Genomic DNA, 16,338 nt, shown 5'->3' with positions numbered 1-16,338 from the left:
CGCCTTCCCCTCCACCGTTCCGCCCACCCCCGTCCCGCCCCCTTGCGACTGCTGCACACGTCCGACTGGCATCTCGGCCGTCAGTTCCACGGGCTGCCGCTCCTGGACGAGCAGGCCCGGGCGATGGACCAGCTGGTGGACCTGGCCGGCGAGGCGGCCGTGGACCTGGTGGTGATCGCCGGGGATCTCTACGACCGGGCGATCCCGCCGGCCGACGCCGTGCGCCTCTTCACCGACACCCTGGCGCGGCTGCGGGCCACCGGCGCCGCGGTGGTGGCGATCGCCGGCAACCACGACTCCCACGTGCGCGTGTCGGTGTACGACGAACTGCTCGCCGCCCAGGGGGTGACCATCCGGGGCCGCTGGCAGCGGGCCGCCGAACCGGTGCTGGTGCAGCCCCGCGACGGCGGCGCGGCCGTAGCGGTGTACCCGCTGCCCTACCTGGAACCGCTGCTGGACGGTCCTGAGCTGCAGCCGGCTGCCCGCCCGGCGCGCCTCGATCATCAGCAGGCGATGGACTGCGCCCTGCTGCCCATCCATGCCGACCGGGCCCGCCGTCCTGGCTGCCGCTCGGTGCTGGTGGCCCATGCCTTCGTGGCCGGGGGGCGCACCAGCGAATCGGAACGGGATCTGTCGGTGGGCAATGCGGAGGCGGTGGCGGTGCCCACCTTCGCCGGCTTCGACTACGTGGCCCTGGGCCATCTGCACGGCTCCCAGGAGCTCGACGGTCCCCGCCTGGCCTACAGCGGCACGCCCCTGCCCTACTCCTTCTCCGAGCAGCACCACGTCAAGAGCGTGCGCCTGGTGGAACTCGACGCCCGGGGCAACCCCGCGGTGGAGGTGGTGCCCCTGGAGGCGGGCCGGCCCCTGCGCACGCTCGAGGGCGAGCTGGAGCAGCTGCTGGCCGATCCCCGGCTGGAGGAGGCCCGGGGGGCCTGGGTGCGGGCCCTGCTCACCGATGAGCAGCTGCCGCTGCAGGCCATGGCGCGGCTGCGGCAGCGCTTCCCCCACGCCGTGGAGCTGCGGCACCAGCCGCCCGAGCGGGCCTCCCTGGCGGCCAGCGAACGCAGCCAGCGGATCCTGCAGGCCAGCGATCCCCTGCAGCGCACCCTGGCCTTCTTCGCTGACCAGCAGGGCCGGGTGCCGGACCCGGAGGAGGAGCGTCTGCTGCGCGAGGCCCTCGCCCAGGCGGCCGCGCGGCGCCCGTGAAACCCCACCGGCTGGAGCTGGAGGCCTTCGGGCCCTACGCCGAAGCGGTGACGATCGACTTCGACCCGCTCGCCCGCGATGGGCTGTTCCTGATCCACGGCAACACCGGCGCCGGCAAGACCTACCTCCTCGATGCCCTCTGCTACGCCCTCTACGGCACGGTGTCGGGGGAGCGCAGCGTGCGCGGTCTGCGCTCGCAGCACGCCGCCCCCACGGTGGTGCCGCGGGTGGCCCTGGAGTTCTCCACCCCCTCCGGCCGCTGGCGGGTGGAGCGTGAGGCCGCCTGCGAGGTGGCGAAGCTGCGCGGCAGCGGCACCACCCAGCGCAACGCCCGCGCCGCCCTGTTCCGCGTCAGGTCCGGGGAAATGGAAGCGGTCGCCAGCGGTGCCGCCGAGGTGCTGCGGGAGGTGGTGGACCTGCTGGGCCTCGACGCCGACCAGTTCCGCCAGGTGATCCTGCTGCCCCAGGGACGCTTCGCCGAGGTGCTGCGCGCCCGGCCCGAGGAACGCGAGGCCCTGCTCAAGACCCTCTTCGACACCGGCCTCTACGAACGCGCCACGGCCTGGCTGGAGGAGCAGGCGCGCGCGGCCCTGGGCGAACTGCTCGATGGCCGCCGCCGGCTGGAGAGCTGGCGCGAGGAGGCCTGGCGCCTGGCGGAGCCCTGGCTCACTGCCGATGCCCCAGCAGCCCCCCCGGCCGACCAGGCGCAGCTGGAGGGGCTGCTGGAGGCCGTCGCTGACCAGCTGGCCCAGGCCGATCAGCGCCAGCAGGCCTGTGATGCCGCCTTCGAGCAGGCGCGCCACCAGCAGCTCTCGGTGCTGGCCGCCGCCGAGCGCTGGGACCGGCGCGCCGACGCCCGGCGGCGCCTGGCGGAGCTGGAGGCGGACGCCCCCCGCATCGCCACCCTCCAGGAGAGCCTCGGCGTGGCCCAGCGCGCCGACGCGCTGCGGCCCAGCCTGCTGGCCTGGCGCGAGGCCAGCGGCCACGGCCACGCCCTGGAGCAGCGCGGCGCCGCACTGCTCGCCACGGCCCGGCGCTGCCGCGACCAGGGCGTTGGACTGCCGGATGTGGTGGTGGCGCTGGATCTGCTGCAGCTGCCCTCGCCGCCGGTGCTCACTGGAGCCCTCGGAGCCCTGGCCGCCCACCGCGTGCAGCTGGAGGCCCTGCTGGCCCTGCAGGCCGAGCTCGCTCAGGCGCGACACCAGCAGGCCACCGCCCAGGCCGAGCTCGATGGGCTCACGGCCAGGCTGGCGAAGGGGCAGGAGCTGCTGGCCGCCTGTGAGGCCCGCCTGCCGGTGGAGCGGCAGCAGGCCCAGGAGGCCCGCTCCGCAGCCGATCGCCTGCCTGGGCTGGAGCAGGAACGCCAGCGGGCGGAAACACTGGTGAGGAGTGTGGAGGCCCTGGAGCGCCTGCTCCAGCGCGAGCAGCAGGCGCTGCAGCGGCAGCAGCAGGCCCAGCAGGAGCTGATCGCCTGCCGGGAGCGGGAGCTGGCCCTGCGCGAGCGGCAGCTGGCGGGCATGGCGGCCCAGCTGGCCAGTGGCCTGGCCCCGGGCGATCCCTGCCCGGTGTGTGGATCCCGGCAGCACCCCCGGCCGGCCGCCGCCGAACAGACGCCGGTGGCCGGTCCGGAGCTCGAGGACGCCCGCGCCCAGGTGGTGCGCGCCGAGGAGCTGCGGGCAGAGGCCCAGGCCGCCCTGGCCCGCTGCCAGGCCGAACGGGGGTCCCTGGAGGAGCAGCAGGCCGGCGTCGAGGCCCAGGCCGCCCGCACCGCCCTGGCCACCGCCACGGCGGCCCTGGATCAGGCCCGGGCCCTGGCGGCGCTGCTGCCGCAGCGGGATGGGGCGGTCCAGACCACCGGCCGGCAGCAGGAGAGCTACCAGCAGCGTCTGCAGGAGCTGCGGCAGCAGCACGGGGCCACCACCGAACGGCTGCGGGCCGAGCAGCAGCGCTGCGCCAGCCTCGCCGCCCGCCTCGAGAACGACGGCGCCGAGCCCCTCGATCCCGCCCAGGCCCTGGCGGCCCTGGAGGCGCTGGTGCCGGCGCTCGAACAGCTGGCCGCCCAGCTCGAGCCGCTCACCGCGGCCCGAAGCCGCCGGCAGGAGGCCTGGAAGCGGCTGGGCGACGATCTGGCCGCCGCCGGCTTCCACGACCTGGAGGCTCTCGAGGCCGCCCTGGTGGAGCCCACGGTGCACCAGGGCTGGGAGCAGGCGATCCAGGTCCACGGCCAGGAACGCCAGCGCTTGGAGGGCGTGCTGGCCGCGCCCGACCTGCAGCAGCTGCCGGAGCAGCGCCCCGACACCGCCGCCGCCGCCGCCGCCCTGGCCCAGGCCGACGGGCAACGCAAGGCCGCCCTGGAGCGCCGCACCCGCGCCGACACCACCCATCAGGCGCTGGCGGCCCTGGCGCAGCGCCACCGCGCCGGCAGCACGGCGCTGGCGGAGGCCCAGGGCCGGGCGGACCGTCTGGCGGCCGTGGCCGGCCGCTGCCTGGGCCGCAGCCATCCCCACATCTCCCTGCAGCGCTGGGTGCTCTCGGCCTACCTGGAGGAGATCTGCGGCCACGCCAACCGCCGGCTGACGCTGATGACCAGCGGCCGCTATCAGCTGCGGCTCAGCGACGACAGCGACCAGCGCAAGGGCAGCAAGGCGGGCCTGGGGCTGCGGGTGCTGGACGCCTACACCGGCGAGGAGCGGGAAGTGGCGAGTCTTTCGGGCGGTGAGACCTTCCAGGCCTCCCTGGCCCTGGCCCTGGGCGTGGCCGACACGGTGCAGGCCCACAGCGGCGGCGTGGGCCTCGGGGCCCTGTTCATCGACGAAGGCTTCGGCAGCCTCGATCCCGACAACCTGCAGCTGGCGATGGATGAACTCGACCGCCTGCGGGAGGGCGGGCGCCTGATCGGTCTGATCAGCCACGTGGGCGCCCTGCGCGAGCGCATCCGCAGCGGCATCCAGGTGGTGGCCGGCGATCGCGGTTCGCGCGTCAGCGTCGGTGCGGCTGGCAGTGGCCATTAGGGTCCTGGCGACGGCGCCGGGACGGCCCTTGATTCCCCTTTCCCAAGGCCGGCGGCGGCGGCTCCGGGCAGGCCTGGCGGCCCTGCTGCTGGTGCTGCTGCTGGCGCTGCCCCTGCTGGCGCCCGCGCCCCTGCCGGCGGCCCAGGGCACCCCGACCCAGCCCCTGCCCGAGAGCAGCGACGCCCTGGCCCGGCGGTCCCCCTGGAACCGTCCCGAGACCTATCCCCTCAACCTGGAGCCCCGCTCCGATCTCTACCGGCCCAGCGCCGAATGGATCGGGCGCCTGATCCTGCCGAGCGAGGACGAGCTGGCCGCCGACCGGGCCGCTGCCGGTGCCGATGGCGGCGAGGACTGGGTGTGGATCGAACTGGAACAGGCCCCCGCCGGCCAGCGCCAGCTGATCGGCCGGAGCCTGCGGCTGAGCTGGGCCGAAGGGCCGGAGCTGCAGCGGCTCGTGCGCACCGTCACCACGGACATCAACCTGGGCGACAGCGCCCGCCGAGCCGCCGAGCAGGCCAACGTGGTGCCCACCCGCCTGGACGGCCGACGCCGGGTGGGACCCCTGCAGTCGCTGGCCGGGGCCAGGCCCGTCGACGACGTCACCGTGCGGCTCGACGGTGTGACCCTCAGCGGCGATCAGCTGCGCATCGCCCGCACGCCGGTGCAGACCACCGGCCGCTGGACCGCCCTGGTGAGCCTGCTGCCCCCAGACCCCGGGGCCGGGCAGCCGGCCGGGAGCGACCTGGTGCGGGTGCGCCATTTCAATCCAGCGAGCGGCGCGTTCGACGGTGCTGAGGAGCGCATCCGCTTCCCCCTGCTGCCCCCGGACCGCTTCGGGCGGCGCCTGCTGGATCCGCGCGGCCTGGCGGCCTCACCCCTGAACGGCGAGGGCTGGACCATCCGTGGCGCCCCCGCCGTCGATGGCGTGTTCACGGTGCAGGCCCTCGAGCCCCGCAGCCTGCTCCAGCTCCGCCCCGGCCGGCGCATCGATGGCCTCGCCGCCAGCTTGGAGCACATCACCCGCGGCAACTGGAGCGTTCCGCAGCTGCAGCGGGGCACGGCGCACAGCACCCTGCTGGTGCCCGACCGGCAGCTGTTCGAGGAGCGGCGCCGCGACGGCCTGGCCCTCGGCGACCGGGCCCTGCTAGTGCACCTGTTCGGCGGCATCGGCGGCGCGGACGGCGAACCCACCCCCGGCTGGACCGTGACCGGCCACTTCGCCTTCGGGGAGGCCGAGGTGGTGCGGGACCCCATCAGCGGCGAACCCCGCCTCGAGATCGTCTACCACCAGATCTACGCCAACAATCCCAACGGCATCGTGGCCGGCAGCCAGGACTGGAGCGCCTATGCCGGCAACCTGCAGCGCGGCTGGCTGGGCACGCGGCCCATCTCCGATCTGCTCGTGCGCCTGCCCGATCCGGCCCTCGCTGCCATCGCCCTGCAGAGCGAGATCATCGCTGCCCGCTACCGCAGCGGCGATGGCCACGGCGTCGCCCTGGTGACGCCGGCCACCTCGTGCGTGCAGGACTCCAGCCAGGCCCTCTGGATCGCCCTGGCGCAGCTGCGCCGGCAGGGTGTCGGCGCCGGCTGGCCGGAGGCCGACCGGCAGCGGCTCACCCGGCTCGGCGACGCCCTCGACAGGACCCTCACCCCCCTGGGCCAGGTGCGCGGCGACTGGCGCCGCAACGCCGAGGTGACCTTCAGTGCCGGCACGGGACGGACCAATCCCGGCTCCGGCGAGCGCAGCCCCTTCCAGGCCAGCCAGCGCTGGCTGAACGTGCTCCTGAGCTGGCGCTCGATGCTGCCCCGCCGTGCCCATGACGCCATGGCCCGGGAGTTTCTGCGCGCCGGCCTGCCCGTGCTGGTGCTGCGCACCAACCAGGTCCCCGGCGCCGATTCCCGGCTCCAGCCCCTGGCTCCCACCACCGTTCTCGGTGGGCTGCCGGTGCTGGGCACCCTGCTGCAGCGGCTGCTGGACAGCCTCTTCCCACCCCTGGTGCCCGCCGCCCACGGCTTCACGCTGCTGGTGCTGACGATCTACGCCGTTCTGGCCCTGGGCCACGGCTTCCGCAGCGGCTTCCTGGCCGGCCCCTGGCGCTGGCGCCCCCTGCCGGTAGTGCTCCCCCACGCCGCCGGCCTGCTGGTCATGCCCGCCCTGGTGGAGGAACTGATCTTCCGCGTCGGCCTGCTGCCCCACCCCCTGGAGGGTGAACACGGCGCGGCGCTGCTGGCCTGGATGGCCCTCAGCGTGGGCCTGTTCGTGCTGTATCACCCGCTCGCGGGCCGGCTCTGGTACCGGGCTGGCCGGCGGCTGTTCGACGATCCCCGCTTCCTGGTGCAGTGCACCCTGCTCGGGGTGGCCTGCGCTGTGGTCTACGTGGTCACCGGCTCCCTCTGGCCGCCGGTGCTGATCCACTGGCTGGCGGTGCTGGTGTGGCTGGAGCCCCTGCAGGGCCGGCGGCTCCTGGCGTCATGAGCGGCTGGGTGCACGTCGCCGTCTACGGCACCCTCAAGCGGGGCGAGTGCAACCACCACTGGCTGCGGGGAGCACGCTTCGAGGGCCGCACCCGGGTGCCCGGCCTGCAGCTGCACAACCTCGGCGACTACCCCATGGCGGTGCCCAGCTCCGACCCCGGGGCGCGCATCCACGCCGAGCTCTACCGCGTCGATGCGGCCGGGCTTGCCCGGCTGGATGTGCTCGAGGAGTATCCGCAGCTCTATGACCGTCGGCGGCTGACCACCGCCGACGGCCGGGTGGCCTGGATCTACCTCGGGCAGCCGCACCAGGTGCAGGGCTGCCGGCGCGTGCCCTTCGATGACTGGGGGGCCACGCCGGTGTTCAGCTACGGCTCCAACCTCGACCCCCGCCAGCTGCGCCACCGCTGCGCCGGCTGGGACGGCTACGGGCTGGTGGCCCGCCTGGACGGCTGGCGCTGGCGGATCAACAAGCGCTCCCTGCCGGATCCAGGCCTCGGCCATGCCGGGATCACGCCCCAGGCCGGAGCCGCCTGCTGGGGGGTGGTGCATCACCTCAGCCACCGGGACCGGGCCGGCCTCGACCTGATGGAAGGCGTGTCCATCGCCCAGTACGAACACCGTTGCCTGGAGGTGGTGTGCGGCGACGAGCGGCTGCGGGCGCTGGCCTACGTGCCCCATCCTCAGGTGGTGGCCAGCGGCCTGCGGGCCAGTCCGGCCTACGCCGGCCGCATCCTGCGGGGTGCGCAGCACCACGGCCTGCCCCCCGCCTGGCGCGCCTGGCTGCGCCAGGAGCTGCGGCCCCTCGCTCACCCCGCAGCCGCTCCCGTCGCAGGGCCTGGAGAGCGGCAATCTGGAGGCTCGCGCTGAGGCCGCCCATGCAGCCGGGGATCCTGGACGTCGACCTGCTCGCCTTCGAACGCGGCAGCACGGCCCGGCAGCGGGCGGTGGTGGACGGGGTGATGCGCAGCCTGGCCACCGGCTTCGTGCTCACCCGCAGCGATCTGCCCGCGGAGCTGCTCGATGAGGCCTATGGCCTGCTGGAGCGGTTCTTCGCCCTGCCGGCGGAGCGCAAGGCGCAGTTCAGTCCGGCCGGTTCCTGCGGCCAGACCGGCTACACGGGCCTTCTGGTGGAAACAGCCGCCGGCGAGCGGCAGGCCGACTGGAAGGAGATGCTGAACTGGGGCGAGCCGCTGCCGCAGCGGCATCCCCTGCGACGGCGCTTTCCCCTGCTCTACCCGGAGCAGGTGCTGCCGGAGCCGCTGGTGCCCGGGATCACCGCGGTGCTGGGCCGGTTCCATCGCGCCATCGCCGATCTGCAGCGGCGCTTCCTGCGCGTCATCGCCACCGGCCTGGGCGTGCATACCCACTTCTTCGATGCCGTGGTGGCCGAGGCGCCCACCCTCACAAGGGCGGTGCACTATCCCCCCATGGTCCACGCTCCGGCCCCCGGCCACCTCTGGGCAGCGCCCCACGGCGACATCAACCTGATCACGGCCCTGCCCCGGGCCACCGCGCCGGGGCTGCAGGTGCGGGTGGGCGAGCGCTGGGTGGATGCGGTGGCTCCGGACGGCCTGGTGATCCTGAACAGCGGCCTGATGCTGGAGTGGCTGAGCAACGGCCGCATCCCCAGCGGCTGGCATCGGGTGGTGGCACCGGCGGACTGGAGCGCCGGCCGTCTGAGCGTGGTGCAGTTCTGCCACCCCAGGCCCTCGACGGTGCTGAATCCTCTGGCCAGCTGCATCGACGCCGAGCACCCCCAGCGGTTCGCGGCCGTGACGGCGGCCGATGCCCTGGAGGACGTGCTGCACCGCATCAATCTTCTGGGCTGACGGGCTTCTGGACAGACGGGCTTCTGGGCAGACGGGCGGCCTGAGTAGTTGCACTCAACCGCCGGAATCGGTGTGGATCGGCACCGACCGGGGTGCGCTGGGGTCCGTGAACTGGATTCCAACCCCTCCATCTCCATTCCCCGCAGAGCCATGGTCCTCTCCATGCCCGCCGAAGCCATGCCCGCACCACCGCAATCCGACCCGTCGATGCCGGTCGAGGAGGCCTTTGTGGCGGTGGCCCTGGCCGCCGTCTCCTGGGACGGCACCCTCACCGCCGCCGGCACCCGCGCCCTGCGGCACGCGATCGACTACCGCGCCCCCTACCGGCAGATGGGTGAGGCCCAGGTGGCGCTGCTGATCACCAGGCTGCTGGAGGCCCTGCGGCAGCGCGGCGCCCAGCACCTGATGCTCGATGCCGCCCGCTCGCTCGATGCCGACCGGCGCCGCTCCGCCTATGCGGTGGCCGCCGAGATCATGCGCTCCGACGGTCCGCTCCTGGCCGATGAGCGCAACATCCTCAGCACGCTGGCGGCCACGCTGGAGCTCGATGGGGCCGACACCAGCAGCGTGCTGGAGGTGATGGAGGTGCTGCACGCGCCGGTGGTCTGATCCGGGGCCGGCCCCCCGCTCAGCGAGGCCTGGAGCGGCGATAGGGTCGGCGCTGAGCGGGCTGCATGGCGTGAGCGATTCCCTGGCCCAGCGGCTGGACCGTAGCCTCGCCCGGCTGGGGGCCAAGGCCCTGGCACCGGTGCTGATCCTGCTGGTCGCCTGGATCCAGGAGCTGATCGACCAGCTGCTGTTCGCCGGCCGCTGGAATCTGCCGATGCTGCCGGGCGGCCCGGCCCTCGGCGTGCTCACCGCCCCCTTCAGCCACAGCGGCTTCGGCCACCTGATGGCCAATTCCGCCCTCTTCCTGCCCCTCTCCTGGCTGGTGCTGCTGCGGGGCGGGCGCGACTACCTGGCGGTGTGGATCGGCGTCTACGTCTGCGCCATTCCCGTGTGGCTGTTCTGGCCCGTGGGCAGCCATGGCCTCTCCGGTGTGGTCTACGGCCTGCTCGGCTACCTGCTGCTGATCGGCTGGCTGGAGAAGCGGCCCTTCTCGCTGCTCCTCTCGGTGTTCTGCCTGCTGAGCTACGGCGCCGTGCTGCCGAGCCTGATCCCCCTGTTCTCTCCGGCGGGGGTGAGCTGGATCGGCCACCTCAGCGGCTTTCTGGGTGGTGTGCTGGCGGCCTTCGCGGTGTACCGGGAATGAGCCTCGAGATGCCCCAGGCGGCGCCTCCCACCCTGATCCTGGGGGGATTTCTGATCACGCCCGAGGCCTACGCCCCGATGGCCGCCGCCATCGCCGCCCGCACCGGCCAGCCGGTGCAGGTGGTGCCGGCCAGCCGCGGCGACTGGCTGCTCACCAGCTGGACCCTGGGCTGGCGCCGCCTGCTGGACCGCGCCCAGGCACTGCTGGACGAGCTGGCGGCCGCTGCCCCCGGCGGCCGGGTGAACCTGGTGGGCCACAGCTCCGGCGGCGTGATGCTGCGGCTGCTGCTGGGCGATGAACCGTTCGCGGGTCGGGTGTACGCCGCCCGCGATCGCGTGGCCACCCTGCTGACCCTGGGCAGCCCGCACCGCGCCATGCGCGGCACCGCCCTGCGCCGGCTGGTGGATGCGCGCTACCCCGGCGCCTTTCACGCCCCCGCCGTGCGCTACGTGTCGGTGGCCGGGGCCATCACGCCGCAGGCCCTGCGGCCCCGCGCCCGCGGACTGGTGCGGCGCTCCTACAGCGCCATCTGCGACGACCCGGCCAGCCGCGGCGACGGCCTGGTGCCGCTGGCCTCGGCGCTGCTGGAGGGCTCCGAGCAGCGGGTGCTGGAGGGGGTGGGGCACGGCGGCTGGTTCGCCGAGCGCTGGTACGGCAGCGCTGACGTGGTGCCCCGCTGGCTGGATCTGCTCGCGCCGGAGACGGACCCCTAGCCTGAGCCGGCCTGGTGCGGCAGGGCATCACCCGTCCCGTCCGCCGGTTTCGCTCCACGCTCTGGCCATGCCCCTCGCCCTCTCCTGGCCTGCCCTCACCTGGGCGCCGGAGGCCTATCTCTGGTTCAAGACCCTGCACATCGTCGGCGTGGTGGTGTGGTTCGCCGGCCTCTTCTATCTCGTGCGGCTGTTCATCTACCACCGCGAGGCCGCCGAACTCGATCCCCCCCTGCGCCAGGCGTTCGAGGAGCAGTACGCACTGATGGAGCGCCGTCTGGCCAACATCATCACCACGCCGGGAATGGTGGTGGCGGTGGTGTGCGCCATCGGGCTGCTGAGCGTGAATCCCGCCTGGCTGAAGCAGGGCTGGATGCACGCCAAGCTCGCCTGCGTGGCCGCCCTGCTGGCCTACCACTGGTTCTGCTACCGGCTGATGGGCCTGCTGCGGCGCGGTGCCTGCAGCTGGAGCGGCCGGCAGCTGCGGGCCCTCAACGAACTGCCCACCCTGCTGCTGGTGCTGGTGGTGATGCTGGTGGTGTTCAAGAACCAGTTCCCCACCGGTGCCGCCACCTGGTTCATCGTGGCCCTGGTGGTGTTCATGGCCGCCTCGATCCAGTTCTATGCCCGCTGGCGGCGGCTGCGCGCCGAACGCCTGGCGGCCGAGGTGGCCGGTGGCTGATGCCGCAGGGCTGCCGCAGCCGGCCGCACCGGCATCCCTGCGCCGCCTGAATCGCCACCCCCTGGCCCCGGTGCTGGGCTCGATCACGCCGCAGTGCTGTCCCGGCCGGGTGAATTTCCACTGCCACACCACCTGCAGCGACGGCAGCCTGAGACCGGAGCAGCTGGCGCGCCAGGCCATCGCCCTGGGCCTGGAGCACCTGGCGGTGACCGACCACCACGCGATCGCGGCCCACACCGCCGTGGCCGAGGTGTTCGCCGCCGCCGCCGCCCGGGGTGAGGCCGTGCCCACCCTGTGGCGGGGCGTGGAGATCAGCTGCCTGCTGGAGGGCTGCCTGGTGCATGTGCTGGCCCTCGGCTTCGACTCTGACCACCCCTCCCTGCACCCCTACCTGCAGGGCTGCAGCGTGGTGGGCCCCGCTCTGCGGGCCGGTGCGGTGCTGGAGGCGATCCGGCAGGCCAACGGCCTGGCCCTGCTGGCCCATCCGGCCCGCTACCGCCTGCCCTTCCAGCGCCTGATCGCCGCGGCGGCCGAGCTGGGCTTCGACGGGGCCGAGGCCTGGTACGACTACGGCATGCAACCCACCTGGCAGCCCACCCCGGTGGTGTGCGAGGCGATCGCCCGGGATCTCCGGCGCCGGGGGCTGCTGTGCAGTTCCGGTACTGATACCCATGGCCTGGAGCTCCGCGGCCGCTAGGGTTTGCTGACACACTCCCGGCACCACCGATGGGTCTGTTTGATCGCCTGTTCTCCTTCGGTTCCGGCAGCGGCAGTGCCCAGTCCGGGACGCCCGCCGCCAAGCCGAAGAAGACCACCGAAACCGTCTATCTGGCCCCCGATGAGGCCACCAGCCTGGGCGACGTGAACTTCATGCGGCGCTCCAACACCATCCGCCACACCTTCCCCGGCAGCGCCAGCAGCCCCGGTCAGAAGGAGATGGTGGCCGAGGTGGGATCCATGGAAGCCCGCATCGAGAAGATGTCCGAGGGGCTGCCGGGCACCGAGAGCGGCGACGCGGGCGTCAGCCTCACCGGCGGCGTGCCCAAGCCGGTGAAGAAGACCTTCGCCAAGCAGATGTCCCAGGCGGAGCTGCAGCAGCGCCAGAAGGGCGCCGCCGTGGCGCCGGTGAACGCCCCCGCCACCGGCACGCCTGCCGCCAGGAAGCAGGCCTCCCAGGCAGCGGCGTCCTCCACGCCATCCCCTGCCGCCAGCAAGCCCGGAGCCATCGACGCCTTCCGCGACATGGTGAAGGACCTCAACAGCTGAGGTCGACCGGGGGAGCCTGCGCTCTCAGGCCTCCTCCACCAGCTTCTCGCTGTCGAGCACCAGTTGGCGCAGACGCGCCAGCTGGACATCTGAAGCGCCCTGCCAGAGGCCGCGGTGGTGCGCCTCCAGCAGCCGCTCGGCCATGTCGCGCAGGGCCCAGGGGTTGCAGCGCTCCAGGAAGGCCCGCACCTCCTGGGTCTCCAGCCAGCGCTCGCACACGGCGCCGTAGCTCCAGTCGGGCACGCGGCCGGTGCTGGCGTCGTAGGCGAACAGGTAGTCGAGGCTGGCGGCCATCTCGAAGCCGCCCTTGTAGCCGTGCCCCTGCATCGCCTCGATCCAGCGGGGATTGAGCAGGCGGCTGCGCAGCACCTTGTCGAACTCCTTCTCCAGCCGGTGCAGGCGCGGGCGGGCGTGGCGGGAGTGGTCGCCGAACCAGAGGGCGGGGGCCTTGCCCTGGAGGCTCTCGGCGGCGGCGCTGAGGCCCCCCTGGAACTGGTAGTAGTCGTCGGAGTCGAGCAGATCGTGCTCGCGGTTGTCCTGGTTGTGCAGCACCACCTGCACCGCCGCCAGCCGCTGCTCCAGGCCCGCCCGGTCGGCCATGGCTTCGATCGCCCCGGCGATGCCGCCACTCTCCTGCTCAGCGCCGCCCGGCCTGTCGCCGTGGCCGACCGCCGCGCCATAGCGCCAGCCGCTCCAGGTGAGGAAGGCCTCGGCCAGGTCCGCCCGCGACTCCCACTGGCCGCTGTCGATCAGCCCCTGCAGACCGGCGCCGTAGGCCCCGGGCGCCGAGCCGTAGACGCGGGCGCAGTGGCCCTCGCGGCGGGCAGCGGCCGCCAGGGGGTTGTCGGCGTCCGATTCGTCCAGGGCCGCCACCAGGGCGGTGGCCCGGTTCATCCAGCCCACCAGCTGGGGGAAGGCGTCACGGAACAGCCCGGAGATGCGCAGGGTGACGTCCACCCGCGGCCGCCCCAGCAGACCCAGGGGAATCGCCTCCAGATCCACCAACCGCCGGCTGGGGCCGTCCCACACCGGGCGCACCCCCAGCAGGGCCAGGGCTTGGGCGATGTCCTCGCCGCCGTTGCGCATCGTGCTCGTGCCCCACACCGAGAGGGCCAGGGTGCGCAGGTGCTCCCCCTCCTCCTGCAGGTGCAGCTCCAGCAGCAGCTCGGCGCTGCGCCGTCCCAGGTCCCAGGCGGCCTCGGTGGGCAGACCGCGGAGGTCCAGCGAATAGAAATTGCGGCCCGTGGGCAGCAGGTCGGGCCGACCGCGGGTGGGCGCGCCGGCGGGGCCGGCGGCGATGCGCCGTCCCTCCAGACCCGCCAGCAAGGCCTCCTTCTCCGCCGGGCCGCAGGCCAGCAGCCGCGGCACCAGCACCTGGCGGATGTGGCGCAGCACCGGCGCCGTGCAGGCTCCCTCCGGATGGACGGGGGCCGGCCCGCCGCCGGACCGACAGGACTCGCCTGAAGGCCAGCCGGGGGCGCTCACGCCGGCCTGGGCCAGCAGGCTGCGGCAGTGGGCCAGACCCTCCGCCTCCAGCAGGCCCACCGCGTCGCCCACCTTGCGCCCGCCTCCCAGGCGCCGGCGGTCCTCCGGGGACAGGACCTCCTCCTCACCCGCGGCCCAGGGATCCAGCTCCAGGCCGCGGTCGCGGGCCAGCGCCTGGGTGAGACCAGGCAGACCCGCCTGGGGCGGCCGCGCCAGACAGAGCAGCAGTTCGGCCAGGCGCTCCGGCTCCGGCAGGTGGCCGTAGGTGTGCAGCCCCAGGCGGATCTGGGCTTCCTTGAGTTCGCACAGGTAGCCGTCGGCGGCGTCCAGGCGGGCATCCAGCCCCGCCTCCGCGGTCAGCGGCAGTTCCAGCTCCGTCAGGCGGTGGGCCAGGGTGCTGCGCAACGCCGCCGCCCGCTCCGCACTGCCCAGCTGGCCGGCCTCCCAGTATTCGTCCAGCAGGGCCTCGAGCTGCAGCAGTTCGCCGTGCAGTCCCGCCCGGCCCAGGGGCGGGGTGAGGTGGTCGAGGATGACCGCCTGGCTGCGGCGCTTGGCCTGGGAGCCCTCCCCCGGGTCGTTGACGATGAAGGGATAGAGGTGCGGCAGGGGGCCCAGCGCCCACTCCGGAAAGCACTGATCGGAGAGCCCCAGGCCCTTGCCCGGCAGCCACTCGAGATTGCCGTGCTTGCCCACATGCACCACCACATCGGCCCCGAAGCTGCGCCGCAACCACAGGTAGACGGCCAGGTAGGCGTGGGTGGGGGGCAGGTCGGGGGCGTGGTAGCTGAGGCTCGGGTCGCGGTCATAGCCCCGCGCCGGCTGGATCAGCAGCACCACCTGAGCGAAGCGCAGGCCCTGGATCGGAAAGGCCGGCTGCCTCAGTCCCGTGGCCGGCGCCGGCACCAGGCCGGCGTCCGCCTCCGGTGGCCCCCACACCGCCTCCAGCCGCCGGCGTCCCTCCTCGGGCAGCTGCCCGTACCAGCTGAGGTAGACGTCCAGGGTCAGATGGTCGAGGGCCGGCCGGTGCGTGCTCTCCGGGTCGTTGCTGCGGCCCGCCAGCAGGGCCTGAATCAGGGCGTCGCCGTCCGCCGGCAGCCCGGGTGCCCCCCCGCCCTCAGCTCCGTCGAGGCGGTAGCCAGCTTCCGCAAGCCAGCGCAGCATGGCGGCGGCCGAGGCGGGGGTGTCCAGGCCCACGCCGTTGGCCAGCCGGCTGTTGCGGGTGGGGTAGTTGGCCAGCACCAGGGCAACCCGCCGCCGGGCGGCCGGGGTGCGGCGCAGGCGGATCCAGTTGGCGGTGAGGGCAGTGATCCAGTCCAGCCGCTGCCGGTCAGGTTCCAGCCGGGGCAGGGCAGACGCCAGCCGCGCGCTGGCCCCGCGGCATTCCTTGAAGGCGCCGATGCGGGTGGTGATGCGTCCGTCCAGCTCCGGCAGGGCAACCTGCAGGGTGAGGTCGGTGGGCGGCAGGCCGATGCTGCTGGCCTGCCAGCGCTCCCGGGACTGGCTGCTGCACAGCAGCTGCAGCACCGGCACCGCCAGGCCGTCCCAGAGGGGCGCCCCCAGGCCGGCCTCAGCGAACTGCACCGAGGCGAAGGAGGTGCAGCAGAGCACCGCCTCCACCTCTTCTCGCCCGAACAGATCGGCCACGCCACGCTGCACAACCGGATCGCGCAGGCCGCTCACCCAGAGGGCCCGCGGACACAGGCCCCGGGTCCGCAGCGACGCCAGCACCGCCTCCATCCAGTCCAGATCGCCGGCCTGCAGCAGGGCCCGGTAGGCCACCACCCCCACCCGCGGCCCGGGGTCCTGCCGCCAGTCGTGGGGGCAGGGATCGGCCAGGGGGCTGGGCCGCGGTGGTTGGGGCCGTTCGCCGCGCAGCAGCGCGGCCAGGCAGCCCAGCAGCCGTCGCCCGTTCTCCGGGCCACCCACCCGCAGGCAGCGGGCCAGGGCCACCGCCAGCTGCGGATCCGCGCTGCTCAGGCTGGCCAGGGCGGCCTCGTCCTCGGCCGTGCCCGCCAGCACCAGCAGCTGGCGCCCGGCTCCGACGGCCGCCCAGGCCTGCAGCCGCTCCAGCCCGTAACTCCAGTGGCCGCGTCCACCGAGCAGGCGCACCACCACCACACGGGCGGCCACCACGGTGGTGCTGAGGTAGTGGTCGATCACGGCCGGATGGGCCAGCGCCGCCAGGTTCAACCCGCGCAGCTCCGCGCCCAGCAGGGCGGGGTCGCGTTCCAGCACCGCCTCCAGCATCAGCAGGTCGGTGTCGGCGCTGGTGAGCAGCAGCACCTCGGCCGCCGGCTGTTCCACGAAGGCGCCCGCGTCGGCCTCCGCCGCGCTTCCCGGTACCGACGCCAGCCTGTGCATGGCCCCATCCTGCTGGGTGCGGTGAGAAGATCGAGGCCCCCGCCTGCAGCCTGCG

General features: G+C 73.9%; 12 protein-coding genes. 11 read left to right on the top strand and 1 reads right to left on the bottom strand.

The annotated features are described in order from the left end of the window. Nucleotides 1-42 precede the first annotated feature (42 nt). The 11 genes from KBY90_RS03815 (at nucleotide 43) to KBY90_RS03765 (ending at nucleotide 12,437) form a co-directional block, all read left to right on the top strand. Entirely contained in the window at nucleotides 43-1,209 is a 1,167-nt protein-coding gene (locus tag KBY90_RS03815; protein WP_254967133.1) for an exonuclease SbcCD subunit D, read from the top strand. Continuing rightward, a complete protein-coding gene (locus KBY90_RS03810) occupies nucleotides 1,206-4,220 on the top strand; it encodes an AAA family ATPase (protein WP_254967131.1) in 3,015 nt (1,004 codons plus the stop codon). Before KBY90_RS03815 ends, KBY90_RS03810 begins: the two co-directional genes overlap by 4 nt. Before the next feature lie 28 nt (nucleotides 4,221-4,248). After that, nucleotides 4,249-6,696, top strand: a complete 2,448-nt coding sequence (locus tag KBY90_RS03805) for a type II CAAX prenyl endopeptidase Rce1 family protein (RefSeq protein WP_254967130.1) — start codon at nucleotides 4,249-4,251, stop codon at nucleotides 6,694-6,696. Beyond that, entirely contained in the window at nucleotides 6,693-7,565 is an 873-nt protein-coding gene (locus tag KBY90_RS03800) for a gamma-glutamylcyclotransferase (protein WP_254967129.1), read from the top strand. Before KBY90_RS03805 ends, KBY90_RS03800 begins: the two co-directional genes overlap by 4 nt. An 8-nt stretch (nucleotides 7,566-7,573) precedes the next feature. Next, complete coding sequence (locus tag KBY90_RS03795) at nucleotides 7,574-8,527, top strand: isopenicillin N synthase family oxygenase (RefSeq protein WP_254967128.1); 954 nt, start codon at nucleotides 7,574-7,576, stop codon at nucleotides 8,525-8,527. A gap of 150 nt (nucleotides 8,528-8,677) precedes the next feature. Next, on the top strand, nucleotides 8,678-9,136 hold the full coding sequence (locus KBY90_RS03790) for a tellurite resistance TerB family protein (protein WP_254967127.1): 459 nt from the start codon (nucleotides 8,678-8,680) through the stop codon (nucleotides 9,134-9,136). Nucleotides 9,137-9,206: 70 nt separating this feature from the next. Continuing rightward, nucleotides 9,207-9,779, top strand: coding sequence for a rhomboid family intramembrane serine protease (locus tag KBY90_RS03785; protein WP_254967126.1), 573 nt, complete (start codon nucleotides 9,207-9,209; stop codon nucleotides 9,777-9,779). Then, complete coding sequence (locus KBY90_RS03780) at nucleotides 9,776-10,492, top strand: triacylglycerol lipase (protein WP_254967125.1); 717 nt, start codon at nucleotides 9,776-9,778, stop codon at nucleotides 10,490-10,492. The genes KBY90_RS03785 and KBY90_RS03780 overlap by 4 nt, the downstream gene beginning before the upstream one ends. A 67-nt stretch (nucleotides 10,493-10,559) precedes the next feature. After that, a complete protein-coding gene (gene hemJ / locus KBY90_RS03775) occupies nucleotides 10,560-11,171 on the top strand; it encodes a protoporphyrinogen oxidase HemJ (protein ID WP_254967124.1) in 612 nt (203 codons plus the stop codon). Continuing rightward, nucleotides 11,164-11,868 (top strand): PHP domain-containing protein, encoded by a 705-nt coding sequence (locus KBY90_RS03770; protein ID WP_396122516.1) that lies wholly within the window; start codon nucleotides 11,164-11,166, stop codon nucleotides 11,866-11,868. The genes hemJ and KBY90_RS03770 overlap by 8 nt, the downstream gene beginning before the upstream one ends. 29 nt (nucleotides 11,869-11,897) lie before the next feature. After that, the gene (locus tag KBY90_RS03765) at nucleotides 11,898-12,437 is read left to right on the top strand and encodes a hypothetical protein (protein ID WP_254967123.1); all 540 of its coding nucleotides are present in this window, start codon (nucleotides 11,898-11,900) and stop codon (nucleotides 12,435-12,437) included. A gap of 24 nt (nucleotides 12,438-12,461) precedes the next feature. Here the strand turns inward: KBY90_RS03765 and cobN are convergent, their stop codons facing one another. Next, the gene (cobN, locus tag KBY90_RS03760; RefSeq protein ID WP_254967122.1) at nucleotides 12,462-16,283 is read right to left on the bottom strand and encodes a cobaltochelatase subunit CobN; all 3,822 of its coding nucleotides are present in this window, start codon (nucleotides 16,281-16,283) and stop codon (nucleotides 12,462-12,464) included. Nucleotides 16,284-16,338: the final 55 nt, after the last annotated feature.

Source organism: Cyanobium sp. CH-040, assembly GCF_024346135.1.
Taxonomy (GTDB): domain Bacteria; phylum Cyanobacteriota; class Cyanobacteriia; order PCC-6307; family Cyanobiaceae; genus NIES-981.
The sequence above is the reverse complement of the archived record's forward strand: the minus strand, read 5'-3'. Positions and strand labels throughout refer to the sequence as shown.

Excerpts from the sequence above, each read along its gene's own strand:
- KBY90_RS03800 (WP_254967129.1), top strand. The coding sequence starts at position 6,693 with ATGAGCGGCTGGGTGCACGTCGCCGTCTACGGCACCCTCAAGCGGGGC.
- KBY90_RS03795 (WP_254967128.1), top strand. The coding sequence starts at position 7,574 with ATGCAGCCGGGGATCCTGGACGTCGACCTGCTCGCCTTCGAACGCGGC.
- KBY90_RS03790 (WP_254967127.1), top strand. The coding sequence starts at position 8,678 with ATGGTCCTCTCCATGCCCGCCGAAGCCATGCCCGCACCACCGCAATCC.
- KBY90_RS03780 (WP_254967125.1), top strand. The coding sequence starts at position 9,776 with ATGAGCCTCGAGATGCCCCAGGCGGCGCCTCCCACCCTGATCCTGGGG.
- hemJ (WP_254967124.1), top strand. The coding sequence starts at position 10,560 with ATGCCCCTCGCCCTCTCCTGGCCTGCCCTCACCTGGGCGCCGGAGGCC.
- KBY90_RS03765 (WP_254967123.1), top strand. The coding sequence starts at position 11,898 with ATGGGTCTGTTTGATCGCCTGTTCTCCTTCGGTTCCGGCAGCGGCAGT.
- cobN (WP_254967122.1), bottom strand. The coding sequence starts at position 16,283 with ATGCACAGGCTGGCGTCGGTACCGGGAAGCGCGGCGGAGGCCGACGCG.